Below are 25847 nucleotides of genomic sequence, written 5' to 3' on the forward strand. Positions count from 1 at the left end.
CGTTATGAAACCAAGCCTACTTTGCGAGAGCCCCTCTGAGAGCATCAAACGAGCCGCCAGGAAAAATCGCGACCCAAGCCATCGGTACCAGTAACAAGACAAACAGTTTGAGCTGCCAGCTTCGGCGCCAGAACGACACCCCCAGGATAAGTGCAACGGTACCGACCATACCCGCCATCAACATCCTGCCATTTGAGGCCACCTTCGAGAAGGAGCGGGCGACCGGCGTTGCTGCCGCCTGTGTAGCGCCGCTCCACCTCCGCCTTCAAATGGCTGAACTGTTCGTCCGTCAGCGGGGCATCGCCTGCCTCGGAATACAGCACACCCGAGGGTGCGCCGCCGTTCTGGATGAGCGCGAGGTTCCAGCGGCTGCCTTCATTGAAGGCATCGACGGAAAGTGCTGCGGCTTCCAATGGTGCCATGCCGTACCAGTCAGAGAGCGGGTTGAAGGTTTTCCAGTGCAGGACCGAGCGCGCGCCGTAGCGCTGGGTTTTGCCTGCCACCTTCTGCTCAAAGCCCGATGGCAGGCCGTCCTGCCCCTCAAGCACATTCACCGTGTCGGGCCGCATGAGCCACAGTTCCTTCGGCGCGCGGCCATCCGGGCCCACGGCGAGGGCATATGCGTTGCCCGCAATCAGGTGATAGCCAACGAGGTTATAAATGAAATTCTCCCCCCGCACCCGCGGGTTTGGCCGCGCGAGCAAGGAGAGGACCGGGTGATCCGACAGCATGTCATCACCCCGGTAAAGCCGCATCGGCACACTGGCGCAGGCGCGGGCGACAAGCCCCACCGCGCGGTAGGCAATGACATTCTGGCGGTAACCTTCGTCCGACAGCCGGTCATAGCGGTGCGGGGTGGCAACCGCCTGCCCCGGCCCGACGCGGGAGAATACCGGGCGATTGGCGGACTTCGCCGTCACCGGTGCCGGGCGGGCAGGTTTGAATTTGTCCCAAAAGGCCATGGTCATAGGGTCCTTATCCGTGGTGGTGTGGCGCGTGTGAGCATCAGGTTTGTGAGCGCCCAGACAAGCGCATCCATGCGGTCGGGGCTTGCCGCCCCCTCGCCCGTATAGGTCGCCATCTGGTCTTCAAGCGCGGGATATGCGCCCGCGTGGTGCACAAGGCCGCGTTCATAAAGGGCGGCCACCGGTTCCGCGCGGGCGTGTTTGCCGCGCGATGCGTGCACTGCCGTGACCGCCACGCTTTCATCCACCTGGGCAATAAGCCCCGGCACCAGCGCGCCGCCCTGGTTCACTTCCACCACGATGCGGTCGGCCTGAAGCCGGTGATAAAGCGTGACGGCCCGGCGCGCCCAGCCAAGGGGGGAAAGCCCCCTCGCGCTTTCGTCCGCGACCACATAGGCGTGGCCGCTGTGATCCGATGCGAGGCCTGCGGCCACAATGCCGCATTCATCAGCGTCCGCGCCCGCACTCATAGGCGGGTCAACACCGATGACGATGCGGCCAAGCTCAGGCGCGCGGCGCACACGGGTTTCCTCAATGAGCGTGCGGGACCACAAGGCCCCCGGCACGTCTTCCAGAATTTCAGCCAGCAGTTCCTGCCGCCCGAGGCGCGTGCCGTCATAGCGGCTGATCACCTCGTCGGCGAAGGCGGGGGCGAGGTTGGCCATATTGTCGTAGGTCGAGCCTTTGGTGACATGGGTGCCCTCGGCCATCATGATGGCCTTCAGGAGCGCTTGCGGCTTTGGCGTGGTGGTGATCACCACACGCGGGTCCGCGCCCAGCCGCAAGCCAAATTGCAGGTTGTCCCACGTGGCTTCGCCCTCGCGCCAGGCGCACAGCTCATCACACCATGCGGCATCATGCTGGGGGCCGCGCAAGCGCTCCGGCTCCTCCGCGCTATAAAGGTAAGCGCAGGCACCGTTGGGCCAGCTCAGCCGTTTTTTACTCGGTTCATAATGCGGGCGGTTCCATGGCGGCGAGATGGCCAAAAGGCCGCTTTCGCCCTCCACCATCACCGCCCTTGCGTCATGGAGCGTGGGACCAATGAGCGCGGCGCGGCTTACCCGCCCGGCCTCAACCTCGCCGCGCAGCCACTCAGCGCCCGTGCGGGTTTTGCCAAAACCGCGCCCGGCGAGGATCAGCCAGCGCCGCCAGTCAGTGGTTGGTGCAAGCTGGTTTGCCCGCGCCCAGAAGGCCCAGTCATACAGCAGCACCGCCGCCTCACGGTCCGTGAGGCCTTCAATGAACTCAGCCTTTTTCGCGGGGCCGAGTGAGCGCACAAAGTTTGCTGAATAGTGCATCCCGTGCGCCTTTCAATTTGTCGTCTTCCACGGCCCCCTCTTCCGCCTTGCCGCCATATTTGGCTGGCTGGCGGGATTTGAGGAGGAACATGAGAAGGCTGTCTGATTTTTCGGTCACCTCACCCACAAGGGTACCGCCGCGGTAAACGGGTTTCTTGGTGCCCATCAGCGCGCGGCGCACGGCTTCCACTTCCACCGGGTCGTCGCCCGCTTCTTCTTGCGCGCGCCAAAGTGCTGCGAAATGCACATCTTTCAAACGCCAGTCATAAACTGTGCGGCGGCCAATGCCGGCGATCGCAGCGGCCTCAGCCACGCTCGCGCCGTCATAAAGCGCATGCAGGAACGCTTCCTTGCGCGCTGCCCGCTCAGTGGCTTTCACGGTCGCATTGGTGTCAGCCCCGTCAGGCATGGCGTATCCCAAATGAAAGGCGCCGCGAGGCTGGTGCGTCGCGGCGTGCATGATGATGAATTCGTGTGCAGTCTTGTGCTTGGGAGATGGCGGCGCGTCCCTGCGCCCAATTCCCCATTTGATGGATATAACTATGCCAAAACCCCGATTAGGGTGCAAGCTTTAATTTACGTTTTTCGTAATTTATTTCTCAAACTCGGCCGGGGCGCGGGTTTCTGCGGTGTTGGTGGTTTCCGCATGCGCCTTCAGCGTGGCGCGGAAATCCTGGATCGCGCGGTCATCCAGCCATTCTTCATAGAAGGTGCGGTGCGCTTCCTTGAGGTTACCTGCAAGGCGGTTCACATCCGCGATCACCTGCGCACCAAATTCGGTTTTCGAACAGCCGACATAATTCATCAAAAGGTCCGGCTCTCCCGCGATTGGTAGGGTGGTGAACTCGTCACCGCGCTCGAGAATATTGAACCGGTAGGTGGCTTCAAACGCGAAGGCAAAGCCATAGTCGATACGGCCATGCAGCAGCAATGCGGCAAAACGCGGGTTTGGCAGCTCCACCTTGCCTTCGGCCTTGGTGCGGCTATCCACATAAGCGTTGATGCGCGGACTATAGACCCGGTCCACCTCCACGCCGAACATCAGGTCACGGGCGGCAAACAGCCGGTCCAGCTCCACCTCGCGCGCGGGGTTCAGGATGGGTTCAAACTTCGGAAGGTTTTCTTTCAGCAGCACAAGCCGGTTCGGCAGCACCTCAATGACGGGGTCGGAGAAATAGGCGTATTCCTCACGCTCCGGCGTTTTGAAAAGGCCCAGGTGGCAGGCATTTTTGCGCGCCTTCAACTCGCCATGCACGCGCGAAAGCGAGGAGAAAACCTTGAGGTGGTTATAGTCCGGCATCTGGGCATGGAGGTACGATAACGCCTTGTCGGCAAAGCCTTGTCCTGCACGCGGGCCATCGGTGATGTGAACAGGCGGGAAGCTCTGGTAGTACCAGCGGATGATCGGCTTGTCGCGGTGTTCGTGCGCAAGGGTGGGCAGGCTCAGCCCCAGAAAGGCGATACTCCCCATTAATGCTCGGCAAAACTGCCTTATTATCACCACGTCGGTCCAAATCCCAGCAACGCCGGAACAGTGGGTAACCACAGTGCCGGCACTTCACCTACAGGTCCGGGCCCCCACCGCGAAATCCTGCTTCGCGGCCCAAGAAAGCCGCGCCATACAAGCATTAGACATGATACAGGGCACAATCAAGCGTGGCTACAGCCATATAAACGAAAGTTTGGCGCAAGGCGTGAAATGCCGCGCGGTGACGGTCGAATAAAAAGAAAAGCCCGCCTCAGGCGTTGAACCTTGAGACGGGCCTATTCGGTCACTATGGCTAGGGCCATGGTGCATTACGGACATGGCGGAAGCAAGTCTTTTTTTATTAATTTTTCTGATGTTTCCCTTAGTCTTTGAGATAGCTGCCCTTACGGAAACGTGAGGCTGCGAACGGCGCATGAGCGTTCCGTCACACTTGACCTATTGCATATTTATGTAATATATTGCGCAATAAATTACATAAATAGAAATGGCAGCACAATGAAACCACATGAGTTCAAGGAATTACTGGATCACGACCCCGCCTTCATGGGCAAAATGGCGGTCGATTTTGCGACCCTGATCGCGCGGCAGGCCGAAGCGGTCTATGAAGCGCGGGCCATGGGCTTCCCGGTGATCGTATCGTCAACCCTGTTGTATCTGGTCGAGGCCGGCCCCGCATCACTGACCGAGATTGCCGCCGGACTGGACCATTCACACCAGCTGGTGAAGCAGCGCACGGACATGCTGCAAAAACTTGGCCTTGTGCGCACAGAGCGTGACCCGAACGACGGCCGCCGTACCCTATTCCACCTGACAGCAACCGGGACGACGGAAGGCGAGCGGCTGTTGGCCTACCGCGCCGAGGCAGCGCGGGTATTCACCGCCCTTTCCACTGAGCTGGGTGTGGACCTCGCCACTATATTGCCGCGTGCCCGCATGGCGCTTGAGGCAACCCCACTGGCGGCGCGTTTTGGCATGGGCGGCGATCAGACTGCGCAGGTGCAATCATGAGAGGCGGTCAAATGCGGTGCACACTTATTGCACTCGGCCTGCTTGCCCTCGCGCCTATAGCCCACGCGGATGATACGGCACTCACACCACCTGAGCTGATGACCAAAATCGCTACGCTCATCGAGGATCAATTTGTGGATGAGGATATCGCCCATGCTTCCGCGCCCAAGGTGCGCGCGCTTGCGGGCAGCTATGATGACCATGGCAGCCCTGAAGCCTTGGCCGACGCCATCACCCGCGACCTGCGCGCGGTGACCGGCGACAGCCATATCGGCGTAACATACGACCCCGCGGCGGTCAGCCGGTTCCGCGCCCGTGAAGCCGCCACCCATGACGATGCCGCGCGGGAGCGTGACACGGCCAACAAGGCACGCAAGGCGGCCGAGGCCGCGGCGGACAATTTTGGCATTCGCGCCGTCAGCCTCATGCCCGGCGGTGTGGGTTACCTGCGGCTTGATGAGTTTTACGGCCAGGTGACAGAAAGCGAAGATATGTTCGCCCATGTCATGACCCTTCTTGGCCCCGCTAAGGCCATCATCCTTGACCTCAGGCACAATGGCGGCGGCAACAGCCGCCTGCTGCCGCTGTTCCTGGGCTATTTCCTTGGGCCCGATGCGGTCACGTTTGCGACACGGCATGAACGCTGGAAGGGTGACGCAGCCCCCCTTGTCACCCGCACCGACATGGCGGGCGCGCGCCATCACGGCAAACCACTTTATATCCTCACGAGCGGTCTTACTTACAGCCTTGCCGAACATGTGACCTACCACTTGCGCGCGCTCGCGGGTGCGACCGTGGTAGGTGAACGCACCTTTGGTGGCGGCAACGGCTGGGACCCTGTGGTGCTGGATGACCGCTTTTACCTGCGCCTACCACGCCTTGCCTTCACGAACGCGAAAACCGGCACGCTTTATACCGAACATGTGGGCATCAGCCCGGATGTCGCTGCGACCGCAGCCGCCGCACAGGACACAGCCTACCGCGCCGCCCTGACCAGACTTGCGGCAAGTCCTGATGTGGAGACTGAGGCGTGTGACGCCGCCGAATGGGCGCTGGCTGCCCTGCCCCCGGCAGCGGGCGAGGCCACCACCCCCGGTGATGACGCTGTGGACTTTGGCCGCTTTGGCGACTTCGCCTTGCAGGGAACAAAGGACAGCTTGTGGCTTTCCTTCCGTGGTGCGCCTTACGTGCGACTGAGCCGCGCGGCGGACGGCGCATGGCTTGACGACCGTTCCATCCCGCGGCTGATCAGCCTTGAAGGCCGAGCTCCCCATGCGGCCATCACGGTCCGGCCCTATGATGGTGAGGCAGTCCGCATCCCGCTGAGCGGTAGCAATGAGAGGTGAAAGCCCGCCGGCCTACTCGCGCGGCGGCAGGGAAGGCGGCACACCGAAACCGAGGTCAAGGTACCGTACATCGACAATCTGGGCATTCCCAAGCCCGGTCGCGCCGAACCCGCGCACGTGGCGCTCCGCGCTTTTGGCGTGGTTTGTCGCCATATAGCTGACACCCATGATATAGCGCGCGGTGCCGTCATCGTCCGCCAGTGGGGCGGCAAGGGTGTGAAGGTCGTAGGTCAGGCCGTCCGAACCCACGACATGGCGGGTCACTCGCCCGGCGCAAGGCTGCGCACGGTAAGCGAAGATGAAGCGTTCATAAAACGGCCAGGTGCTGGGGTGAAGCTGGTCAAAATAATTGGTGCCGGTGAGGCGGAAATTGGTGCTGTCCTCGAGCGCCGAACCCATGAGGCGGATCTCGATATCGAACTTGCCGTTTACCCGGCCAAGAAAGACATGCGGCATCAGCGCGGGCGCGAGCGATGGTCCAACATCCCGACGGAACGGTATCTTGCCTTCCTCGCGCGGCATGGCGTGCCATAGCTCGAGGAACTTCCTGAAAATCTTGTCGCCAGTTGGCATACACCCTCGCCCAACCTGACCCCCGGGTCTCGCCGGACCCCTCCGGCAGCGGGAGGATACATATTTTTTTGGAAAGGCAGAAGGTGAATTGAGTTTGGTCACGTAAAAAGATCACGGGGCCACGTAAAAAGATCAGGAAAAGCTTTAGGGCTTCCGTGAAATTAACCCTTTTCAGGATAGTACCGTTTCGGTATAGTCCGGCCCATAGGGGCATTTGGGAGCGATAAATGAAAAAACACTGTGCAAACGCGCAGCCCCGCCAGGGTGCGATTTGCCTCCTAGGGATGGCTGCGTTTTTCGGCATCATCGGTGTCGCATTTTACTGGAGCATCGCCGCTACCATGTAGGGTGGTAGGTAAGGCAGATCTTCAGGATCACCAGAGACAGACCAAAGGGCCCCATGGGGCCCTTGTTCATTTCTGCCCCGCGCATTTCTCCCCTTTTAACCCGGCCACCGCCCACCCATATATATTCGTGCGCGTTTCATGCCTGATCCTGCGCGCGGGTCCGATTGGCCTTTACGCGCGCATGAGCCACGCGGCATGATGGACGTCAAGAAGAAGCGGCCCTTGATGCCGCCCTCCCCATCAAAGAAGACAGCTGTGACGGACCGGAACCATGCTTGATACTGCACGCCCCGATTTTGAGACCAAGGCCCGGCTGACGGACCTTATCGCCCGCCACGCCCATACACCGGGCAAGGTGGAAGGCGCCATCCCCGGCGTGGAGTTTTACCGCGCGGAAGAGCCGACCGAATGCCGCCCCGTGGTTTATAAGCCGTGCATCATCATTGTGGCGCAGGGCAGCAAGTGCGGCCTGTTGGGCGACAACCGCTACGAATACAATGCCTATAACTATCTGGTGCTTTCCGTGCCGCTGCCGCTTGTGGCGCGGGTGGAAGAAGCCAGCCCCGAGAACCCCTTCCTCTCCATGTGCATATCGGTGGACCCCGTGATGCTGGGTGACCTGCTGATCGACCTTGATGAGGATGACCTCTGCCTCGACGATGGCGGCTATGGTGAGACCACGGTTGCGATGGAACAGGCGATCCATGCCGCGCCCCTGTCGGACCATATCGCCGGTGCCGCCGTGCGGCTGATTGAAGCCATGGACCATGAGACCGAGCGCAAGGTGCTCGCGCGCCAGATCATGCGCGAAATCCTTTACCGGGTGCTGGTGGGGGAACGTGGTGCCTGCCTGCGGGCCGCCGCGCGCCGGGGCGGCAAGTTCCACCAGCTGGCGGAAGTGCTGCGCACCCTGCATACGGACTATACCCGCTCCTTCTCGGTCGGTGACATGGCGTCCATCGCGGGTATGAGCGCCACGGCCTTTCATTCGAACTTCAAGGCCATCACGTCGATGACGCCGCTCCAATACCTCAAGAACATTCGCCTGCATCAGGCACGCAACATGATGCTGCATGATGGGCTGAATGCTTCCACCGCCGCATTCCGTGTGGGTTATGCAAGCCCGTTCCAGTTCAGCCGGGAATACAAGCGCCTGTTTGGCGCGCCGCCCAGCCGCGAGATCAGGAACGCCCAGCCCGAATATGTGTATTAGCGCATAGCGCGCTCAGGACTTGAGCGTGCGTTCCGGCAGCGGCGGGATATCCTCGGGGATGCCGTAGCCAAGGTCTTCATAGTGGAAGCCGGTGATTTCAGACACATCCTTGACCGGTGGGTCATAGTGCGTGAGGCGCAGATCCGCGCGCACTGAGGTCATGCCGATCATGTAACGCAGGCGGCCGTCCCGGTCAGCGAACGGCAGGCACTTGCTTTGCAGCTCATGTTTGTCCCCGTTCGAGAGTGCGACGATACGGCGGAAGAAACCGCCACACGGTACGCTCATGATATTCGCGCTGGCTTCACGGAAAAACTCGCGCTCCCCCTCCTGCACCAGATCAAGATAGTTCTGGCCTGTGGGGCTCATGCGCAGCACTTGCTCAATCGCGGTGCCCGCAAGCCGCACATAGAGATCATCCTTCGAGCGAAACTCGATGATGAAAATGAAGGGCAGCAGGTCCTTGATTTCAGACGGGTTGAAAGCCGTGCGTTTGGGTACGCCACCCGCATCAGCCGCGAGGCGCTTGTAGTAGTTCTGGAAGACCGCGAAGTGGTCCGCTCTCGGCAGGGCAAAATCAACCATGGGTTAACTTTCAGCCGGAGAGTGTTAATAACTGGTGAAAATTATCGTACTGGGTAAATCATTTTTATCTTTTTCACCCATCGCCCCAAAAAAGTCGCGTTTCCCACCTTAAACAAAAGCTTAGCCGAGGGCTGACCTTGGCTCGTCCCGGCGCTTTTTGCTTGTTCCGGCATGCGCGCGGCAGTAGCGTTTTCAGTGTTCCAAATTAACCATATGGCGTTTGGCCATCTCTCATGATGGGGGGAGACAATGGCGACGGACGAGAAACTGACAGCCAACTGCCCGGACTGCGGGCAAGCGGTGCGGTTCCCCGGTAATCGTGGACATATCAAATTCAATTGCCCGGGCTGCGGCGGCGGGCTTGAGTGGTCACCTGACGGCAAGCATATCCCCCAAGATGGGGATATTGAAGTCGCACCGGCGGCCGATACCACCGCCAGCTTCTATGACGCAGTGAAGGCCAGCCTGCCGCCTGCAGATCAGGGCGCAGCACCGGCTGCACCCCCAAGCGCACCGGCAAGGCCAAAAACCGCCGCGCCAAAGCTTGAACCGCCACGCAAGATGGCCCTCCTTTATATCGCGGGCTGTGTACTCGCGGGCCTTGCCACTGAAAAGCTGAACCAGACGGCGGGGGAGGACACCCTGCTGAACATCGCCTTTTTCGGCTGTGTGGCGCTTACCTACTATCTGGCGTTCCGCGCGGTGCGCATCGCAACCCGTTTCGGCGTAGGCCGCTCCGTCACCACCCTCATCATCATCTCGCTCACCATACCGTTCATTATCACCGCGGTGACATCATTCAAGCTGCCATCCTAAGACGGCCCCTCGCTCGAGGATACCGTATTCGAAGGCCGCAGCGCCGCCAACACCACCCCGTCCCAGATGGACGAACTGATGGAGGACTGGTGATGACCCGGCTACTGATCGCGCTCATACTCTCGCTCACCTCCCTCACCGCGAATGCGGCGGGGCCGATGAGCACCAGCAAAAGCTTCGACATTCGCCACAAAACCCTCGACCGCATTATCCAGAGCAATTCCAGCCTTGAGATCAGCGGCACCTTCAAGGTGTGGTTCCTGCTTGGTGAGCCGGTGGTGAACTGCACCGCGTCGTGGAACAACCCCGGCATCAGCCAGGTGGTGCTGGATAGCGGCACCCGCGTGCTGGCCGAACCGGGCGAGGAGGACCTGTGGAAGCTGATGCTGATGGCGCAGTTCCCGAACACGAACAAGGAAGCCAGACGGCTGCATAATGGCGGCGGCGCGCACCTTAGCCTGTTTTGTGACGCAGGCGTTGTGGCGCAAAACGGCCGGGGCGGTTTCAACGTGGCGGGCAGCCCCTCGTGGGACAAGTTCATTTGCGCGACACCGAACAAGATAGACACCAATTACACCTTCGATGTTGAGCGGCGGGAAGAAGACCTCTGCACGTCCGTTGGCGGTGAATGGCTGCCGTCGGCTGCGGCGAAACAGGTCGCGCTCGCGGGCATCAAAATCGAGGACGTGATGGTGCACAGCTTCGAGCTCAGCAACGGCGACACCCTGCGCCGGGCCGAGAAACATCTGTGGCGCATGAAGTCCTATGAGCACAAAGAGGCCAAGGCCGCCAGCATCATGGAGCGCATCCGCGCCACGGGGGACAGAGGTACCTATGTCGCCAATGACCTGCAGCGCCGCTTCTATGGCGCGAAGGAGCGCGACAGCCGCCTGAGCGCCGAGGGCCTCAGGAAAATGGACGACTATATCGAAGCCGCCTATGCCGAGCTCGAGGCGCTGCAAACAGGTGCCCGCGCAGAAGTAGCCGCAAGCTGGGAAGCGCGCGACAAGGCACTGGTGGCCAATCAGCTTGAGCGTGTAGCGAAGGTAGACACCGCGATCAAACAGCGCGACGCCGAGGTGGACGCCTATGTGGCGATGCTGGACGAACGCGCGAAGAATGCACCTGCAGGGCCACAAAACCCGCTTGAGAACTATATCAAACCCAGCCAGAGCCTGACCGCCTACCGCGGGCGGGAAACCCAGTATGACTATGGCCTCAAGGACCAGTCCGGCCGGTTTGTGCTTGAAGCACGCTTTAAAAACATCCGCCCCTTTGGGGAAGCAAAAGGCGGCTATTTCGACCTCTATGAAGTGCAGGACAACCGCGACCTCGCACATGACCTCGACCTTGGCGGCGTGAGGTATGGCTCACGCAAGGTCACATGGGTCGCGGGGCCGGACGGCAAACGCCTCACCCCCCGCTTCCCCGCGTCGCATCTTGCGCGCATTGGGCTGTTTGAGGCGTCAGGCGGTATGCTAGCCTTTATTGTTGAGGGCCATTTGCCAATCATCTATTCCCTGCCCGAGGAACGCGTGGTGCTGAACCCCTTCACCAACCGACCCTCAGGCGCGGAGGTGAATTCGCAGCCCCTCGCCATGATGAACGGCGGCACCCTTGACCGCACCAGCAAACTCGCCGACCCGCAATATTATGTGCGCAAGATCGGCGACCGGTTCTACGCCTATTCAAAGCCTTGGGGCAGCCAATACAACAGGCCCAAACCCGTATGCCAAAGCACACATGGTAATGGCACCACCGAGCCGGGGATTTACCCCACCTACGTCTATGACATATTGGCCGAACGGTACCTGACGGTAGAGGAGTTTCCCTGCGTCTCGAACTGAGGCGGCAGCAGCAGCCGGTTTTGCTTGTACGGGCGTAGAGTGAAGCGTAGATTTTTAATGTTCCAGACTACACATAGCTCGTTTTGCCGGCCCCCGCGTGGGCCAGCCTCAAAGATGGGGGAGGTTTTATGGCGGAAGGTTCACCGAATACACCCAGTGGCGGCATGATCACATGCCCGCGCTGCAACCATGCGCACACGCCGCCCGCCCGCGGCAGCTTTGTTGCCGTCCGCTGCGACGGCTGCGGCGTGAAGCTTGGCTGGCGGCGCCGCACGCCCGACAAGGTTGAAGTGCTGGCGGAGGCCGAGCCGAAGCCGGAGCCAAAACCCGAACCCCAGCCAAAAGCGCAAGCGGCAGCCCCCGGTGGCGGCCTGATGAAAATCATCAACTGCCCTGACTGTGGCAAACAGTTGCGCTTCCCGACCGACCGCGGGCATATCCGCTTCAATTGCAGCGGTTGCGGCAGCCAGCTTGAATGGTCGCCCCCCGCCGCGGACAGCAGTGCGGCACGTCGCCAGAGCTACGGCATTTTCGGCGGTGTGACGGCGCAGCCTGCAGCGCAGGCGCAAGCGAATCCCCAACCAACGCCCCAGCAAACCCCTAAGGCCCAGCCACGCCCGCAGCCACAGGCCGCGCACTCCCCCATCAGCCCCGAAGGGCCGGAACCTCGCAGCGCCGGATTTTATTGGCTGCTGCTGGCCGCCGGTGCCGCCTACGGTGCCAATTGGTGCTTTACCGCCGCGATTGAGGATGAAATCTGGGCCCCTGTTGCCATTATCCTGAGCCTTCTTGTGCCCTATTTTGTCTTTGGCGCGGTCAAGCGCATCACCCGTTTCTCGGCCAAGGCTTCGGCCACCGTCACCTTCTTCCTGATCCTCGGCCTTCCCTACGGTGTGGTCATACTGCGGGAGCACGGCATGCTGGATGAGCTCGGTACACTCACCGCCAGCACCGGCGATGAAGACAGCCATTTTAAGGGCCGCACGGCAAAGAATACATCCCAGAAAGAGATGAACGAGCTGATGGAGGGCTGGGAATGAAAGCGTTACTCACGGGCCTTTTGGTCCTTCTAACGCTCTGCCTGCCAGCCCATGCCGCGCCGGGTACGGGGGCCAAAAAAGCGTTCGAGATCAGCCACCAGATGGTCGACGTACGTGACGTACGCCTGCAGCCATACGCCAGACTCAAGCTGCGCGGCAATTTCAATATCCGCTACCTGATGGGCGAACCGGTGGTGGGCTGCACGGCGCTTTGGCTCAACCCCGGTGTCAGCCAGGTGGAGACAGAGGGCGGCAACCGCGTCCTCGCTGAAGTGGGGGAGGAAGACCTTTATAACCTGATGCTCGTGGCGCAGTTCCCGAACCCACTGAAGGGGGCCGCACGGCACACAAATGGTGGCGGCGCTTTCATCAGTGTTTTCTGTGACGCGGGCATTGTGGCACAAAACGGCAAGAACGGTTTCAATGTGTCCGGCAGCCCGAACTGGGACGAGTTCCTGTGCGCCACGCCATACCGCCTCGACACCAGCCGCATGAACGCCATCAACCGGCAGGAGCGCGATCTGTGCGCCTCCGTTCGCGGCACATGGCTCACGCGCGAGGAAGCCCGGAAAGTCGCCGCCGGGAATATCGAGATCACAGACGTGCAGGTGCACGGGTTCGAGATCAACAACAGCGACACCTTGCGCCGGGCCGAGAAAATGGCATGGCGCAAAACCTCTTTCGCGCGTACCAAAACCAAGTTCAAGGGCGTGATGACCCGGCTTTATGACACGCTGCCGCAAAGCAGTTGGGTCAGGTTCACTGGCCTCGGGGCCGAAGCGCAGGCGCTTGAGCGCCGGGTGGTGGGCACCCCCTCGGCCGCGGACGTGAAAACCTATGACACCCTTCTTGAGCGCGCGCTGGCGGAACTTGATACCGCCCGCAAGGGCGAACGCGACGCCATGCAGGAAAGCTGGCAGGCTGAGGACCGGGAGATGATCGGCAATCAGCTGACACGCGTGCGCGGGGTGGACGAGACCCTGAGCAGGATGGACAGCGCCATGGCCCGCTATGAGGCTGACCTGCGCGAGGCCGCGAAGGACGCGCCCCAATTGCCCGACCCCAAGGAACGGGTGGACCCGATGGCAAAATATGCCGTCGCGGAACACAGGTACATAGTTGGACCCGAAGGCGAAGGGCTTGGCTACAGGACCGGCGGCTGGGCTGTCCGGCCCGAACAGTACACCACTTATGCGCCCCTTCAGGGCCGCAGCGGAAAAAAATATGACATCTATGTGAAACGGTTCGATTATTTCGCCGAGCGAAACTACTACAGCATCCTCGACAGCAACCTGCGCCCGCTCGGCAAAGAGCGATTTTACACTGGAAGCTGGCATCATTTCTCCGAGAAGGCGGGCCTGACAACATTCATGGACACTGCAAAAGACCAGAGAAGCGTCACCTTGCAAATCTATTCCTTCGGTGAAAACCGCGTGGTGGTCGACCGCACCCTCCGGCCCGGTGACGACACTTTTGCCATCAACAGGATCGGCAGCCACCAGTTTATCGACAGCCCGAAAGAGGCTGTACTCAGCGGGCGACATATTATTTACATGGCGCCGCGCGCAGACTGGATTTCGCACAATAAAATGGGCTTCATCCAAGAACAGTGCAAAGCCTTGACCGAGAAGGGTGAGGTAAACGGCGTGTACCCCATCATCGCCTATGACGCGGATGAGCTCCGCCTGTTGCCGATATCCGAACATCCGTGTGTACCCAACCCGAGCCCGCAGTAGCAAAGGCGCTCGCGCGACGGGACAGCGGCAAAAGATTCCGCCTTTCATAGGTTTATGACGCGATCATGCGGCAAATATTGCCGCATGGGGCAAAAAATTCCACATCAGGTCGAGACTATATCAAGCACACCAAATTGGTGTATGCCGCAGCGCTCTGCGAAAAAGATAAAATTTTAACGATCCCTTAAAACTGGCCTATTTCATGCACATAGGGACTTGGTGCAAAAGGCACCGCCTGGACAGAAGGTCAGGCACAACTGAAAGATGGGGGAGACATCAGAACGATGTTTTCGGTGAACACAAATCAGGGCGCGTTCGCAGCGCTCCAGAACCTGAACGCGACCGGGCGTTCGCTCGAGATCACGCAGTCGCGCGTGAATACGGGCCTCAAGGTTTCTTCCGCAAAAGACAATGCTGCCATTTACGCCATCGCGCAAAACATGCGTGGGGACGTGGCAGGCTACCGTGCGGTCAACAATTCGCTTTCTCGTGCACAATCCGAACTTGATGTCGCCATCGCGGGCGCCGAAGCCATTTCCGACCTTCTGATTGAAATGAAGGAAAAGGCCGTTGCCGCCAAGGACAGCGGGCTTGATACCGCCAGCCGCGCGGCGCTCAATAAGGATTTCCAGCAGCTGGCCGCGCAGGTCACCACGATTAGCGAGAACGCAACCTTCAACGGCAAGAACCTGCTGGCCGGTGACACGCTTTCCGCCATCACTGACAGCACAGGCACCAGCTCAGGCGCGATTACCACAAGCGGCAACACGCTCACGCTGTCGTCGCTCAGCCTTGATACGGCGGATATCTCGTCTGCGGGCGCGGGCGGTGCCAACACGCTGATCGGCACCGGCACGGCCAACCGCTTTGATGACGGCGTGGCGCTTGATGCCATGAACAACTATATGGCTGCCAACTTTGCCAGCGTCTACAATGACGGCACAGCCTACAACCAGTCGACCGGCGAATTTATCGGCGCAAACCAGCTCACCAACGCGGTTGCCGCGTCAAACGCCATTGATGCCGAGTTCGGCTCCGACACCTCAGGCAACACCGTCGGGCCGGGCATGGCGCTCTATCTGTTCAGCGGCACACTGTATGTGGAAGGCTCGGGCGCCAGCGCGACCTTCTCAAGCTCGCCCACATCGTCAAGCGGCGGTGCGTCCGCTGCCGTGGACGCCGTTGAGACCGCGATCAGCACGGTGAATGATATGCTCTCGAACCTTGGCGCGACATCAAACCGGCTCGCGATCCAGCAGCAGTTTGCTGGCAAGCTCAGTGACAGCCTTGAAGTGGGCATCGGCAGCCTTGTGGATGCAGACATGGCGCGCGAAAGCGCCAACCTGCAGGCGTTCCAGACCAAACAACAACTGGGCCTTCAAGCCCTTGGTATCGCGAACCAGGCACCACAAAGCGTGCTGTCGCTGTTCCGCTAACACGCGGAGAAAAGACGAGAATTATACGAGACCGGGGGGTCGTGTAAAAATCAGGAGAGTTTATTTCGGTGAGGCTCACGCACAGAAAGTGCGGTCCTTATCTCTCCACAGAAGGGGTGCCGCGCTTGGCGTGGCGCCCCCTCTTGCTTTTGCCCTGCAGTTACCACCGACCATCTGAACGGTTGCACCCGCGATCGCTATGGCGCGGGTCGGGCACATCTGGTGCTTCGGCGAAGGCGGACTGCGCCGCTTCATCATGCCGTAGAGCGACCACAAGGCGCAGGCGCGTTACCGGGTTCGCATATTCCCCGCGCAACAGCGTGCTGTCATCCAGCTGCATTTTCACGTCCTCGGCCACGAGGGTAAGTGTGAAGCCGCGCAGCCGGTAATGCCGCTCAAGCCCGTATTCCGGATACTGCACGCAGTCGCCAACAAAGGCGCGACTGTCAAAATACCCACGGGACAGGAGCGGATGTACCGGTGCCGGGTCAAGGAGCGAACGGCCGTGTGAGCTATCGCCCTCATAAAGTGCGCAGGTCAGCGGCGGCAACGCCCATGACTGGTCATCAGGCTTGTCGGCAATTTGGATGAGGTCTTCCGCGGCACCGCGGCAGACAAGGCGGTAATGCACCTGCCCCGCAGCGTCAGCGAGCGGAAGCTCGTAGGTCATGCCCGCGCCCGTAAGGTCCAGATCAGCGGCGGTGGTGAATTCGGTGATAACCGGCCACGGCCCGTCCCCGGCGATTGCAGGGACGGCACCTGAAAGCGTGGCGCAAAGAAGCAGAAACGGTAGGGCGTGCCTTAGCTTCTTACCACTCAACATAGCCGCAGAAGAGCTTCTGGTCGGAGCGGGTGGCGCGGTAGACGAGCTGGATGCCCTGCCCGCCGCCGCTTCTGGGGCGGATCATCTGTTCCACCATGAAAATCAGCCGCTTGCCCACATTGCCGGTGGCCGCGTCAAGCTTGATGGTATATTCGCTCGTCGGCTTCGACGGATTTTTGGGTGAGAATGTACCGGTCCAGCTTTGCGTATCCTCATGGTATTTCATGAAGGCTGTCTCGGTCGTGGTGTCGATGGTGCAGCTGGTGGCATCGTCGAGCGAGCTCAGGTACGCCTTATAATTCGTCATCGTGGGGTCAGCGCAAAACGCGATCGCCGGGGCCGCCTGTTCGCGGATCAGCTGTTCCTCAAAGCCCTTCAGCTTGTTCTGAACCTTCATCACCTTGATGTGGCGTTCAATGTCCTTCACCTCGGGCGTGGTGCACATGGGGTGGTCTTTCCACTCCTCCGCCGTGCGGCTTGAGAACATGCGCAGCAGCATGTCGTTCACGCGCTTGTCGCTTTTCCGCGCCGCCACGCGGGAGACAAAAAACGCACAGTTCATGTCGAAATCCTGCCCCACATAGGTGCAGGAGGCAGACAAGCTCGCCGGATATTCACTGCGCTGGAGCGCCAGTTCTGAAATGGCCGGCGGCTCAGCCCGTTTGACAGCCGCACCGGTCTGCGCCGACACCGGCAGCGCGAACGCCAGCATCGCAAAAACTACACCCAACACCTTCATCTGAATTACCCCACCCTTTAGTTTCAGCGTTTCGCTCAGAACGCCCGCACCCGTCGGTACAGGCGTACCCTAGCTGCCCCTCTCACCTTTTGTCATAGCCCATTCTGGCTATAGATGCCATTTTATTAAATCTGTAAAAAAATTAGGCTGGCGAGCCAGCGCAGGCCCGCCTCGAAGCGCCGTTTGAAGGTCCAGCGGGAGAGGTTAAGCCCTGTCGCGCGCCTGACTTTCGCCCATGGAATGCGCCCGCCGGTCTCCCCGTCCTGGAAGTGGCAGGCGTAAAAGAGGATACGGCGGTCTTCCACGTCTGGCAGCAGCAGCAATAGGTCAAGCGTTGGCTGCATGGCGTCAATCTCCGCCGCGGTCGGGCGCGCCCGCATGCGTGCCTGAAAGCTGGTCAGGCCCGCTGTCGCATAAGTGCCGCCGTCGGCCAGCATCTCCGGCCACAGGCTGCCGCGCATACGGCTGAACGCGCTTTCACGGTCCGGCAGGCGGCGCAGGGTCCATGTGGCGGCCACGAAGCGTGCCTCGAGAACCGGCAACAGCGCCGCCTTGTCTGGCCGGGCGCTAAACTCCCGCGCCAGCGCCTTTGCTGTGAACCTGAGCGCCAAGCGTCCGCTTGTCAGTGTCTCACTGCCCGCTGCACTCATCTTGCTGTTTTCCATCATGGCTGTCCTCTCTCGCTCATAGCTTCAAACCTGCCCCATCAGGGGCGCCGCCAACCCCACGCGGCGGCATACTCATTCATCACCGCATCGGGGATACGGTGGTTGATGCTGCACCGGGGGTCTGGCCCCAGGCTTGTGGCCTCAAAGACCGGGTGGTCGCGGCCTATGACCCAATTGGCGCTCACGTAGTCACCCCTGAAGCGGCTCGTGGCGTCACCAAGGAAGGCCCGCCAGTCGGCCACGCTGTCGCGGTCGAACACCCGTTTGGGCGGGGCGGCGGGGTGGGCACTCGCGTGCGCCTTGCCGCGGGATACCGCGCCCAAGCGGGCGTCGCGGGCCTCCAGCACCGCCGCGCCATAGTAGGCGAGGCTTTTGGGCGCCCGGCCCACCCGGCCCTCTTCCCGTGCCCGCAAGCGTGCGATGGTGGGCAGCATGTCTGCCACCTCGTCAGCGCCGGCAGCTTGCCAGCTGGCGACCACAGCGGCGTCCCCTGATTTGCCTTCATCAAGCCCGGCAGCCGCAGCAAGCCGGGCGAGAAGCGCGTCGTCTAACCCACCGTCCGGCGCTCCTGCTTCCGCCTTTGGTTCTGGAGTCTGGTTTTGGCTTTTGGTTGGCACGCCCGCGCCAAGCCCATCGCCAAGCCCATCGCCATCCCCATCGCTAGCCCCAACGCTAGCGGGCTGGCTCACTTTGGCAGACCTGACCGCCTTGGCGCGGCCACCCTTGGCACCGTTGGCGCGGTTTTTGGCCACCCGCGCCTCAACGCCCCGGTACACCTCGGTCAGTTTCTTCTGCCGCCACTGGCCCCCGGTTGTATCAAAAAATTCGGCCAGTACCGGGCGCAGTTTTTTCCAGCGCGGTCGGGTCACGCCCACAATGCGCGCCAGCGTTCGGTCACAGTCCTTCAGCGCGCAGCCGCGGGTGCGCCAGGCACACATCAGCAATAGCAGGTAAGCGCCATGCTCCTCCGCCGTCAGGTGACGGGTGTCAGCGAGATAGGCGTCCGTGAAAAGGGGGAGCGCGGGGAATTCAGCCAAGGCGATATGCCCCCGTGGCGGACGGGGTGGCTCTCCGCACAAAGGCCGCACACATGCCGCACAGTCTTTGCACACAGGTGCGTGCCAGCGCACGACCCTGCGCCCGCGGCTCACTCCCCTGCTCAATTTTTCGGCCATGGCCACCCGCAACGCGCCGGGTTTTGCCCTTTGGCACAATTCTGTTTGACTCGATCATGTTTATATGATTACGTTATTCGTAACTTAATGCAAGGAAAATTACACTTAACGTAACTCAACCCGGGTTATGCCCGTGTAATACAGGAAGCAACATGCCGAAACAGGATTGGATCAGAGCCACCCTCAAGGAACGCTCCCTCAAACTGAAGGACGTGGCAGCCGCGCTCAAAATCCCGCCGCCACGGGTGACCGACATTCTGGGCGGCAAGCGCGGCGTACAGGCGGACGAGGTGGAACGCCTTGCCGATATGCTGGGCCTCAGCCCGCGCTCGCTGCTCCGCAGCCTCGAGGACGGCAAACGCACCATCGTGCCGGGGGACGAAGGCGCGCCGCCGGTACCGCTCGCGGGCATGCTCTATGGTGATGGCACCCTTGCGCCCCTTGAGGAAGACTTCCCCTACAGCGAAGTTGCGGCCCCGCCCGGTGCCGCCACCAGCGAAGGACTGGCCTGCTATGTGATGGCAGACGGCACCATGGGCAGCCTGGTGCGAAAAGGCAGCCTTGTGATCACCGCTGACCCGCGCCAGCATTATGCGCCCATTGTGCCGGGGCAGGTGTTTGTGCTGGCCCTTGGGGACGGGCGGCAGGTGATGCGCCAATATGTGAAAACCGCCGGCGGGCAGGATATGCTGCGCGGTGGGGCGGACGCGGTGGAACCCTCTGAAAGTTATAGCTTTTCGCTGCTGCCCGAAGCGCTGGCGGGTGCGTCTAAAGGGCGGCTTGGTGTCGGGGATATCACCGGTGTGGTGATGTGGGTTCACACGCCCATGCTCAAGGAAGCCTGACGCGCCTCACTCGTCCGCTGCCGTACCCTCGCGGGCACGGATGGCACCGTTGACCATGGATACGAACCGCTCATTGCGCGCGGTGCGTTTGCAGCGGATACGCATGTCGATGGTGACATAGGGCTCGTCCGACAGGCGGCGGACTTTGGGGGCCAGATCCGGCTCATTTGATAGCGCCAGCTCCCCAAGCGGGATCGCCTCCACCCGGCCGGAAAGCAGCATGGCAATGAGGCTCTGGAAATTGGGGGCGAAGGTGCGCTCAGCCGCGCCAAAAATGACTTTGCCAGTCATCATGTCAGCACCGTCAATGGTGCCGAAGGTTCTGATATCCTCATGCTTCTGCACCGGACTGTCTGCCAGCACATAAATCCAGAACGGGCTGGCGTAGAATACGTCAGAGACCACGTCGGGCTCACCCTCACCATTGCGGGGTGCCACGATACAGTCGTCACGGCTGGCGCCATATTGGCTGATCGCGCGCTTGAGCGGCAGGTAACGTACCACCACCGGCTGTTCAAGCTGAGCCAGCAGCCTCGACAGGACACGCTCTGCCGGAATATCGGCAACTTCCTTGCCCGTGAAACTGTCGGCACCGCCCTTATAGTAGCTGATGGGGCGATAGAGGAGGATGGTTTCCTCAGCATCACTGTCCTCAGCCTGCATGGCAGCCAGGGCCGGTGACACAAGTGCCGCCAATCCTATTCCACCAACCAGCCATGCCCGGATGCGAGCCAGCATGAACCCTTCCCAATACGCCAAATGTAGCAATGCCTCAGAAAGTGTTACCATAACGCACAGTGGTTACCATTCGTTTAACGCCATAATTTACATATTTCGTAATTTATTACTTGACCACTGATTACGTTATTCGTAACTTTATCTCACCAACACCGGTGGACACGGTGGGGTGAGGAGCAAGGCGATCAAGGGACGGTAAGGCCATTTGGCCCACACCTCCCCGCCCGGAAGACAAGGGCTGGCGCCACCGCCATAGGGTGCTGGCCCCTCTCCAAATCCCCGAGGAATGGCCAGGCTGCCGCCCCCAGGCACAGGCCAGCCCCCTCGCGGTTACGGCGCACGGTCGCGCCGTATCACCCCACTGCACCATCTGGTGATGGTATCCGCGAACCACCCTCCCCGCCGCGCCAGCGCACTTGGCCGGTCAGGCGAGAGGGGCGGATGAAGATGCAGCCAACTGCGGCATCCCGGCGGGTGGGGCCCTCCTCCCACCCCACCCGTTTCGGGACGCACGAGTGCGAAGGAGCCGCCATGCGCGACCAGACCGCCTTCAGGCAAGCCGAGCTCGCGGCAGGGAAAGCAGGCAGGCGGCACCACTGGCGGCTGGCGGACATGATGGCGGACACGGTGACAGACCTGATGCTGAAAGGCTGGTTTATGCGGTTTTTCATGGAAGGGGAGCGCCTGCCCATATGCCCGCGCCGGCGTATGTTATGGCTTGTTGAAGTGCGCGCGGGCTTCAGCGGAAGCCGCGACAGCCTCGGCACACTCATGGCCAGCGCGGCCATCCGGCGGGAGGCGCTCAGGCTCAAACGTTTGAAAAGCGTGCGGCGCAAACTGGAAGGCCGAAAGCGCATCGGCGGGGCATACAGCCATGACGGTCATAGCGAGGTGGCAGGTATGCCGGTAAGCGAGGCCGGTGAAACCCCGCAGCACCGAAGTTAGATACAATTTTATCATCCCCATTCCCAAATTCCGCTGCCCGCGCGTCATAGGAAACACAGGACTAAAACCAGTGTCGGCTTTTCCCCCTTTTTAGCCGCACCCGGTGCACCCCTGCTGGTACTTTTCGGGCCCTGATTCTCCCACCCTTTGGACGGAGCCCGATAAACTCCGGCACCAGTGGGGATGTGGCGGGCCGAGCGATCGGCTGGTGAAAAAGCCGGGGGTGACATGGGATCCTCGTCCCGCGAAACCCTCGGCTTACCCGTGCCGCATTAGTGGAATATTTTCCCAAGCCACTACATCTTTGGTTTAGCAGCGTCACATATTTGTGATTGTGTTCAAACATCCCTTTGCAAGCGCGAAAACATTACGACATACTGCAGACCGGGTCGGCAATTACCCCATCATCGCAACGCCGGCCCGATTGGCGCTTGCGCGCGCGAAAGCAATGGCGCCAGGGGGCTTGGGCCCGGAACAGCCCAGCCCCCGAGCGATGAGGGGCCAAAACCCCATATCCCGGAATATGGTTAATTTTAACGATTGGCACCCGCTGGCCACCGCAAAGGCGGCGCGCCCTCCCCACACCCTTTTGGCATGGGGAGGTGAAAATGATTATTCAATCATTAGTAGCATTTGCGTGTGAAGCCATCAGGTCGACCTCCATGGTATATGCCCGCTTGCAACAGGCGTAGAGCACCCATGTTTCAATGATGCCCGCAAGCGCATAAGCGATGGTCTGGACCCAGCCGCTGGTGAAGAAATAACACATGGCGACCATGATGACCGCCGCCTCCGCGCCGAGGAAGACGGTCATGATCAGCGCGCCAAAGGCGGCCGATGGGCTGATGCGGCGCGGCGCGGCGTTTGTCTGTTCTTGAGTGGTGGTTGCTACAGTCATTTCAAATCCCTCCAAAAAGGATGTCGTGCCCGGTGGGCAATATATGGTTGAGACCGAAAGCGGGTGCGGCAGGGCGCGTGCTTTCGCGGTCAAGGACGATGATTTCCGATTGGGTTTCCCGCGCGTGCAGGGACACGGTTTCAAGGCTGCCGTCTTCCACGGGGCGGAAGTGCAGCGCAGTGCGGCCAATGCCGGAATCAAAGGCATGCCGCCGCACGCGCGAGAGCGAGCAGCGCAGCAGGAACCTGGACGCGGCAAACCGCATGCGTCCCATGGCACGGACGGCTGACCGCCCGCGCGCCCTATCCGGCACGCGGTAAAGCACATGCGCGTGCGGCGACAGGCCAAGCGCGGCCACAAGCGGCATGACACCTTCAAGCATGCGCCGTGGTTTGAGCGCCAGGAGCACATGATGCACGAGCCGGCGTTCACTGCCCGCCAGCAGCACAGCACCGCGGTAAGCTGTCAGCACCCGGTCAAGAATGCTGGGGCCGAAGACGGGGGCCTCCACCGTACTTTCGCGTTTGCCCAGTACCACAACATCCGCGGCCACAAGATCCGCCCATTCCACCACCCGGTCCGAAATACGGCCATGGGTCATGACATGGGAGCGGAAGTTCGGGCGCACGCTGTCCGGCAGGCGGTGCAACATGGCGGTGATATTCTCCTCCGCTGTTTGCGAAGGGGTGGGGCCAAAGCGGCGCAACTCCGGCAGCGGCACCAGGGGAGCCACATGCAGGATATGCAGCATGGCACCGGTTTGGCGGGCCAACTGCACCGCGCGGTGAAAGGCGGTTTCGCACCGGGCCGTCAGATCGGTCGCGAGCAGGATGTTTCTCATACGCGCCTCCCGCGGCTTGAAGCCATCCGGCAGTGCGACACGCGGGACACACGGCACCCGCTTATCAGGATAGAGGTCATGGCAATCCCCATGATCGAAAGGAACGGGGTACTGCGGCATATGCCATCACCCTCAAACGGGCGTCAGGCGGCCATCAGTACAGCGACAGTCTTTCAAACAGGGGTAATGGGGGGTGCGCGCGGGTGGCGCGAGGTCAGCGCAAGGCTTTGCGCCGTGCTGTCAGACGGGTTGCCGACGGCTGCCGCCAAACGCGCGGCAAAATCAAAGTCCTGCGCGGCAGGCAGGGTGGCAACGTCAAAGCCCGGTTCGCCGGTACTTTCCTCCGGCTCCATGCCGTTCAGGTTAGACAGGTCCCGACTGGGGGCGGACTGCTGCTGGCGCGCGAGGAATTTGGTGGTGGCGTTCAGCACGTCGATCGCGCGCTGCTCAGGGCTTGTGGGCGCCCTCAGGCCCGCATCATAGTGTAGCGCAGGGGTGTCGTAGGGTTTGGCAAGCGAAACAAATGCCATCAGCATCATCACCACAAGGGTCATGATGAAACCGGGACGGCCACTTTCTGTCTGCTGGTGCGTTTGCACGGTTACCCTGACAACTGCCTGCGCCTGATTGCGCCTTCCAAATATAACACTTCGCACGGCGACTACAACGGCCCGTGTGCGCGGCGATAGGCGAAGCGCTGCTGGGCGACTGAAAAAATCAAAGCGGCACCGGGGGGATGCCGCCTCGAGAAAAAGAAACGCCTGCGGGTGCTTTGCCCGCCCTATCCTCGCCCTTTTGTCGCCACTCGGGCATCGCCGGGTCTCGTGTTTGCTGTGCTCGCGTCACAGCTTGGTGCTTGGTGATTCTGACCGTAGCGACAAAGCGCCGCACCACCTACGCCCATGCGACAGACCGCACCGGCGCTGCGGTAAACGGAAGGTTATAGATGAAACTGTTTTGAGCATGCCGCGCGGCCCGCTAGGCTCTGGGCAGATTTACCCGCTACCGCACTGAGGCAAGGCTTGCTCGACACCCTCACACATATCCCCAATTTTGTCTGGACCCTGCCGCTCAGTATCATTCTGGCCGTGATCCTGCACCGGTCCGCCGCGCGTGAACCGGTGAGCACGACAGACGGCTGGACCACGCTGAGCCACGGCGGTGCCGCCAAGCTCCTCAGCATCATAGGCGTGGTTTTAGGCATCTTGCTCATCGCCTATGGGGTGGAGACAGTGCTCGGCTACAGCGGTTGGCCTGACGGGGTGATCGCGCTCTCGTGCGGCTTCCTCGCTTTCATCATGATCTCGTCTTACTGGGCGGTGTTTCGCCGCAGCCTTGCCTACAAGCGGGACGGCATCATGGCGGGCAAGGGCCACCACAGCCGCTTCATTCCCTGGGCGGAGGTCAGCGCATTCAAACGCGGTTTCTTCCGTGGCCCTCACCTCCGGCTCAAGGACGGTGAGGTGATCAAGGTGTCGCCGGTGCTGATCGGCTATAACGGTTTTGTCCGGACGCTTGCGCGGCAGCATGTGCGAGGGGCAGACAGGGAACTGGCAAAAACGGGCGGCGACAACACTGGCACCAGCGCTGATTACTGGCTCGACGATTAAGGCTCGGCCACTTCCCCGCCGCCGTGGCGCGGCAGGAAACGGTCTTCCACGCCCAGCGCGCGGTATAGCGCCACCAGTTGCGCACGTGTAGCGGGTTTGGCGAGCGTGGCGTTGACCGTGTTCACAAACACCTGGTTCTCCGCCGTCTTGTGGCATACCACACCAACACCGATACGCAGGATGGCGAGGTTCGGGTTATAGGGCGGCAGCTCTTCGCCAAGCGACTTGAAGACAAAAATATTATCCGGCAGCGAGCCGGACATATGGTCCACCCGGCCTGCTATCAACATGCGGGCCTTGGTGGTTTCGTCCGTCGTCGGCACAAAGGTGGCGTTATAGTCGGCAAGGAAATTCGGCAGCGCTGACCCATTGGGGTAGGCCACCATCTTGCCGTCCAGATGCTCGAAACTGCCAAGCGGGTCATGCGCGGGACGGCTGAAAATATGGCTTTCCACAAACACGAGCGGCAGGGTTTCCACATAGTCGTCGGCGTTTTCAATGTCGCCGCCACGGGAGAGATGCTCGATACGCGCGGGGTAAAGACAGCTGCGCTCATTCTTGGCGAATTCCATTTTCGCGCGTTTATAGGGCAGCGGCTGATAGGGCTTGTCCGTCCCGCTGGCCTTCAGCGCAAAATGGATGAGGTCGTTATAAAAGCCGGTACCATCAAGCGCGAGGGTCATTCCCCAACCGCTACCAAAGACGGCGTTTTCCGGCTCCTGCGAGGCAGCGGGCGCGTGTGTGCTCAAGGCGCCTGCCAGCGCCATTGCCACAACAGATGATAACACCCTGCCCTTCAATAAAGTTCGCCTCGGTTTGGGGTGTGCACCCCTGATGGTTGGACTGGAACATACCCGCGCGGCACA

The 25847-nt window shown here is 61.0% G+C and carries 26 protein-coding genes; 11 read left to right on the top strand and 15 right to left on the bottom strand.

Features of this window, described 5'->3' with window-relative positions:
- Positions 1–44 precede the first annotated feature (44 nt).
- From B150_RS18995 to B150_RS0100175, 4 genes are all read right to left on the bottom strand, one after another.
- Positions 45–968 (bottom strand): phage portal protein, encoded by a 924-nt coding sequence (locus B150_RS18995; RefSeq protein ID WP_020397840.1) that lies wholly within the window; start codon positions 966–968, stop codon positions 45–47.
- Complete coding sequence (locus B150_RS0100165; protein WP_020397841.1) at positions 965–2263, bottom strand: DNA-packaging protein; 1299 nt, start codon at positions 2261–2263, stop codon at positions 965–967. The genes B150_RS18995 and B150_RS0100165 overlap by 4 nt, the downstream gene beginning before the upstream one ends.
- Positions 2211–2672 (bottom strand): helix-turn-helix domain-containing protein, encoded by a 462-nt coding sequence (locus B150_RS19000; RefSeq protein ID WP_020397842.1) that lies wholly within the window; start codon positions 2670–2672, stop codon positions 2211–2213. The genes B150_RS0100165 and B150_RS19000 overlap by 53 nt, the downstream gene beginning before the upstream one ends.
- Positions 2673–2855: 183 nt before the next feature.
- A complete protein-coding gene (locus B150_RS0100175; RefSeq protein WP_020397843.1) occupies positions 2856–3734 on the bottom strand; it encodes a TIGR02285 family protein in 879 nt (292 codons plus the stop codon).
- A 513-nt stretch (positions 3735–4247) separates the two neighbouring features.
- Here B150_RS0100175 and B150_RS21960 point away from each other — a divergent pair.
- Both B150_RS21960 and B150_RS0100185 read left to right on the top strand, forming a co-directional pair.
- The gene (locus tag B150_RS21960) at positions 4248–4760 is read left to right on the top strand and encodes a MarR family winged helix-turn-helix transcriptional regulator (protein ID WP_020397844.1); all 513 of its coding nucleotides are present in this window, start codon (positions 4248–4250) and stop codon (positions 4758–4760) included.
- Between the two features lie 11 nt (positions 4761–4771).
- Positions 4772–6106 (top strand): S41 family peptidase, encoded by a 1335-nt coding sequence (locus B150_RS0100185; RefSeq protein ID WP_020397845.1) that lies wholly within the window; start codon positions 4772–4774, stop codon positions 6104–6106.
- Between the two features lie 12 nt (positions 6107–6118).
- Here the strand turns inward: B150_RS0100185 and B150_RS0100190 are convergent, their stop codons facing one another.
- Positions 6119–6679: a PAS domain-containing protein gene (locus B150_RS0100190; RefSeq protein WP_020397846.1), complete on the bottom strand. Its 561-nt coding sequence runs from the start codon at positions 6677–6679 to the stop codon at positions 6119–6121.
- 618 nt (positions 6680–7297) lie between these two features.
- On the opposite strand from B150_RS0100190, the gene B150_RS0100195 reads away from it, so the two are divergent.
- Entirely contained in the window at positions 7298–8239 is a 942-nt protein-coding gene (locus B150_RS0100195; RefSeq protein WP_020397848.1) for an AraC family transcriptional regulator, read from the top strand.
- A 12-nt stretch (positions 8240–8251) separates the two neighbouring features.
- Here B150_RS0100195 and B150_RS0100200 read toward each other — a convergent pair whose 3' ends face one another.
- Positions 8252–8824 carry a PAS domain-containing protein gene (locus B150_RS0100200; protein ID WP_020397849.1) on the bottom strand — a complete coding sequence of 191 codons (573 nt, stop codon included), beginning with the start codon at positions 8822–8824 and terminating at the stop codon, positions 8252–8254.
- Between the two features lie 249 nt (positions 8825–9073).
- Between B150_RS0100200 and B150_RS0100205 the strand changes: the two genes are divergently transcribed.
- The 5 genes from B150_RS0100205 to B150_RS23410 all read left to right on the top strand — a co-directional run bounded on the left by B150_RS0100205 (position 9074) and on the right by B150_RS23410 (position 15699).
- A complete protein-coding gene (locus tag B150_RS0100205) occupies positions 9074–9640 on the top strand; it encodes a hypothetical protein (protein ID WP_020397850.1) in 567 nt (188 codons plus the stop codon).
- Positions 9641–9732: 92 nt separating this feature from the next.
- Entirely contained in the window at positions 9733–11487 is a 1755-nt protein-coding gene (locus tag B150_RS0100210) for a hypothetical protein (RefSeq protein ID WP_020397851.1), read from the top strand.
- 128 nt (positions 11488–11615) lie between these two features.
- A complete protein-coding gene (locus tag B150_RS0100215) occupies positions 11616–12527 on the top strand; it encodes a hypothetical protein (protein WP_020397852.1) in 912 nt (303 codons plus the stop codon).
- Complete coding sequence (locus tag B150_RS0100220; protein WP_020397853.1) at positions 12524–14263, top strand: hypothetical protein; 1740 nt, start codon at positions 12524–12526, stop codon at positions 14261–14263. Before B150_RS0100215 ends, B150_RS0100220 begins: the two co-directional genes overlap by 4 nt.
- A 284-nt stretch (positions 14264–14547) precedes the next feature.
- Positions 14548–15699, top strand: coding sequence for a flagellin (locus B150_RS23410; protein WP_020397854.1), 1152 nt, complete (start codon positions 14548–14550; stop codon positions 15697–15699).
- Positions 15700–15859: 160 nt separating this feature from the next.
- Here B150_RS23410 and B150_RS0100230 read toward each other — a convergent pair whose 3' ends face one another.
- The 4 genes from B150_RS0100230 to B150_RS21970 form a co-directional block, all read right to left on the bottom strand.
- The gene (locus B150_RS0100230; RefSeq protein ID WP_020397855.1) at positions 15860–16522 is read right to left on the bottom strand and encodes a hypothetical protein; all 663 of its coding nucleotides are present in this window, start codon (positions 16520–16522) and stop codon (positions 15860–15862) included.
- The gene (locus B150_RS0100235; RefSeq protein WP_020397856.1) at positions 16509–17261 is read right to left on the bottom strand and encodes a hypothetical protein; all 753 of its coding nucleotides are present in this window, start codon (positions 17259–17261) and stop codon (positions 16509–16511) included. Before B150_RS0100235 ends, B150_RS0100230 begins: the two co-directional genes overlap by 14 nt.
- A 125-nt stretch (positions 17262–17386) precedes the next feature.
- Positions 17387–17929, bottom strand: coding sequence for a DUF6362 family protein (locus tag B150_RS0100240; RefSeq protein ID WP_020397857.1), 543 nt, complete (start codon positions 17927–17929; stop codon positions 17387–17389).
- A 38-nt stretch (positions 17930–17967) separates the two neighbouring features.
- Positions 17968–18966 (bottom strand): YdaU family protein, encoded by a 999-nt coding sequence (locus B150_RS21970; protein WP_020397858.1) that lies wholly within the window; start codon positions 18964–18966, stop codon positions 17968–17970.
- A 290-nt stretch (positions 18967–19256) separates the two neighbouring features.
- Here B150_RS21970 and B150_RS0100250 point away from each other — a divergent pair, with 290 nt between their 5' ends.
- Positions 19257–19949: a helix-turn-helix transcriptional regulator gene (locus B150_RS0100250; RefSeq protein WP_020397859.1), complete on the top strand. Its 693-nt coding sequence runs from the start codon at positions 19257–19259 to the stop codon at positions 19947–19949.
- Positions 19950–19955: 6 nt separating this feature from the next.
- Here B150_RS0100250 and B150_RS0100255 read toward each other — a convergent pair whose 3' ends face one another.
- Positions 19956–20687 carry a hypothetical protein gene (locus tag B150_RS0100255; RefSeq protein ID WP_155859884.1) on the bottom strand — a complete coding sequence of 244 codons (732 nt, stop codon included), beginning with the start codon at positions 20685–20687 and terminating at the stop codon, positions 19956–19958.
- A gap of 531 nt (positions 20688–21218) precedes the next feature.
- Between B150_RS0100255 and B150_RS0100260 the strand changes: the two genes are divergently transcribed.
- Positions 21219–21632, top strand: a complete 414-nt coding sequence (locus B150_RS0100260) for a hypothetical protein (protein WP_020397861.1) — start codon at positions 21219–21221, stop codon at positions 21630–21632.
- 616 nt (positions 21633–22248) lie between these two features.
- On the opposite strand, the gene B150_RS0100265 is transcribed toward B150_RS0100260, so the two are convergent.
- The 3 genes from B150_RS0100265 to B150_RS0100275 all read right to left on the bottom strand — a co-directional run bounded on the left by B150_RS0100265 (position 22249) and on the right by B150_RS0100275 (position 23970).
- Positions 22249–22530, bottom strand: coding sequence for a hypothetical protein (locus B150_RS0100265; protein WP_020397862.1), 282 nt, complete (start codon positions 22528–22530; stop codon positions 22249–22251).
- 1 nt (position 22531) lies between these two features.
- On the bottom strand, positions 22532–23371 hold the full coding sequence (locus B150_RS0100270; protein WP_162139627.1) for a universal stress protein: 840 nt from the start codon (positions 23369–23371) through the stop codon (positions 22532–22534).
- 173 nt (positions 23372–23544) lie between these two features.
- A complete protein-coding gene (locus B150_RS0100275) occupies positions 23545–23970 on the bottom strand; it encodes a hypothetical protein (protein WP_020397864.1) in 426 nt (141 codons plus the stop codon).
- A gap of 423 nt (positions 23971–24393) precedes the next feature.
- On the opposite strand from B150_RS0100275, the gene B150_RS0100280 reads away from it, so the two are divergent.
- Positions 24394–24981, top strand: coding sequence for a hypothetical protein (locus tag B150_RS0100280; RefSeq protein WP_020397865.1), 588 nt, complete (start codon positions 24394–24396; stop codon positions 24979–24981).
- Here the strand turns inward: B150_RS0100280 and B150_RS0100285 are convergent.
- Positions 24978–25769 (bottom strand): type 2 periplasmic-binding domain-containing protein, encoded by a 792-nt coding sequence (locus B150_RS0100285; RefSeq protein ID WP_155859885.1) that lies wholly within the window; start codon positions 25767–25769, stop codon positions 24978–24980. The genes B150_RS0100280 and B150_RS0100285 overlap by 4 nt on opposite strands.
- Between the last annotated feature and the right edge of the window lie 78 nt (positions 25770–25847).

This window comes from Kordiimonas gwangyangensis DSM 19435 = JCM 12864 (assembly GCF_000375545.1).
GTDB lineage: Bacteria > Pseudomonadota > Alphaproteobacteria > Sphingomonadales > Kordiimonadaceae > Kordiimonas > Kordiimonas gwangyangensis.

Coding starts and splice junctions, on each gene's coding strand:
- B150_RS21960 (WP_020397844.1), top strand. CDS start 4,248: ATGAAACCACATGAGTTCAAGGAATTACTGGATCACGACCCCGCCTTC.
- B150_RS0100250 (WP_020397859.1), top strand. CDS start 19,257: ATGCCGAAACAGGATTGGATCAGAGCCACCCTCAAGGAACGCTCCCTC.
- B150_RS0100255 (WP_155859884.1), bottom strand. CDS start 20,687: ATGCTGGCTCGCATCCGGGCATGGCTGGTTGGTGGAATAGGATTGGCG.
- B150_RS0100265 (WP_020397862.1), bottom strand. CDS start 22,530: ATGACTGTAGCAACCACCACTCAAGAACAGACAAACGCCGCGCCGCGC.
- B150_RS0100215 (WP_020397852.1), top strand. CDS start 11,616: ATGGCGGAAGGTTCACCGAATACACCCAGTGGCGGCATGATCACATGC.
- B150_RS0100195 (WP_020397848.1), top strand. CDS start 7,298: ATGCTTGATACTGCACGCCCCGATTTTGAGACCAAGGCCCGGCTGACG.
- B150_RS19000 (WP_020397842.1), bottom strand. CDS start 2,672: ATGCCTGACGGGGCTGACACCAATGCGACCGTGAAAGCCACTGAGCGG.
- B150_RS0100200 (WP_020397849.1), bottom strand. CDS start 8,824: ATGGTTGATTTTGCCCTGCCGAGAGCGGACCACTTCGCGGTCTTCCAG.
- B150_RS0100270 (WP_162139627.1), bottom strand. CDS start 23,371: ATGAGAAACATCCTGCTCGCGACCGATCTGACGGCCCGGTGCGAAACC.
- B150_RS0100185 (WP_020397845.1), top strand. CDS start 4,772: ATGCGGTGCACACTTATTGCACTCGGCCTGCTTGCCCTCGCGCCTATA.
- B150_RS0100165 (WP_020397841.1), bottom strand. CDS start 2,263: ATGCACTATTCAGCAAACTTTGTGCGCTCACTCGGCCCCGCGAAAAAG.
- B150_RS0100235 (WP_020397856.1), bottom strand. CDS start 17,261: ATGAAGGTGTTGGGTGTAGTTTTTGCGATGCTGGCGTTCGCGCTGCCG.
- B150_RS0100230 (WP_020397855.1), bottom strand. CDS start 16,522: ATGTTGAGTGGTAAGAAGCTAAGGCACGCCCTACCGTTTCTGCTTCTT.
- B150_RS0100190 (WP_020397846.1), bottom strand. CDS start 6,679: ATGCCAACTGGCGACAAGATTTTCAGGAAGTTCCTCGAGCTATGGCAC.
- B150_RS0100220 (WP_020397853.1), top strand. CDS start 12,524: ATGAAAGCGTTACTCACGGGCCTTTTGGTCCTTCTAACGCTCTGCCTG.
- B150_RS0100240 (WP_020397857.1), bottom strand. CDS start 17,929: ATGATGGAAAACAGCAAGATGAGTGCAGCGGGCAGTGAGACACTGACA.
- B150_RS18995 (WP_020397840.1), bottom strand. CDS start 968: ATGACCATGGCCTTTTGGGACAAATTCAAACCTGCCCGCCCGGCACCG.
- B150_RS0100210 (WP_020397851.1), top strand. CDS start 9,733: ATGACCCGGCTACTGATCGCGCTCATACTCTCGCTCACCTCCCTCACC.
- B150_RS0100205 (WP_020397850.1), top strand. CDS start 9,074: ATGGCGACGGACGAGAAACTGACAGCCAACTGCCCGGACTGCGGGCAA.
- B150_RS23410 (WP_020397854.1), top strand. CDS start 14,548: ATGTTTTCGGTGAACACAAATCAGGGCGCGTTCGCAGCGCTCCAGAAC.
- B150_RS0100260 (WP_020397861.1), top strand. CDS start 21,219: ATGCGCGACCAGACCGCCTTCAGGCAAGCCGAGCTCGCGGCAGGGAAA.
- B150_RS0100175 (WP_020397843.1), bottom strand. CDS start 3,734: ATGGGGAGTATCGCCTTTCTGGGGCTGAGCCTGCCCACCCTTGCGCAC.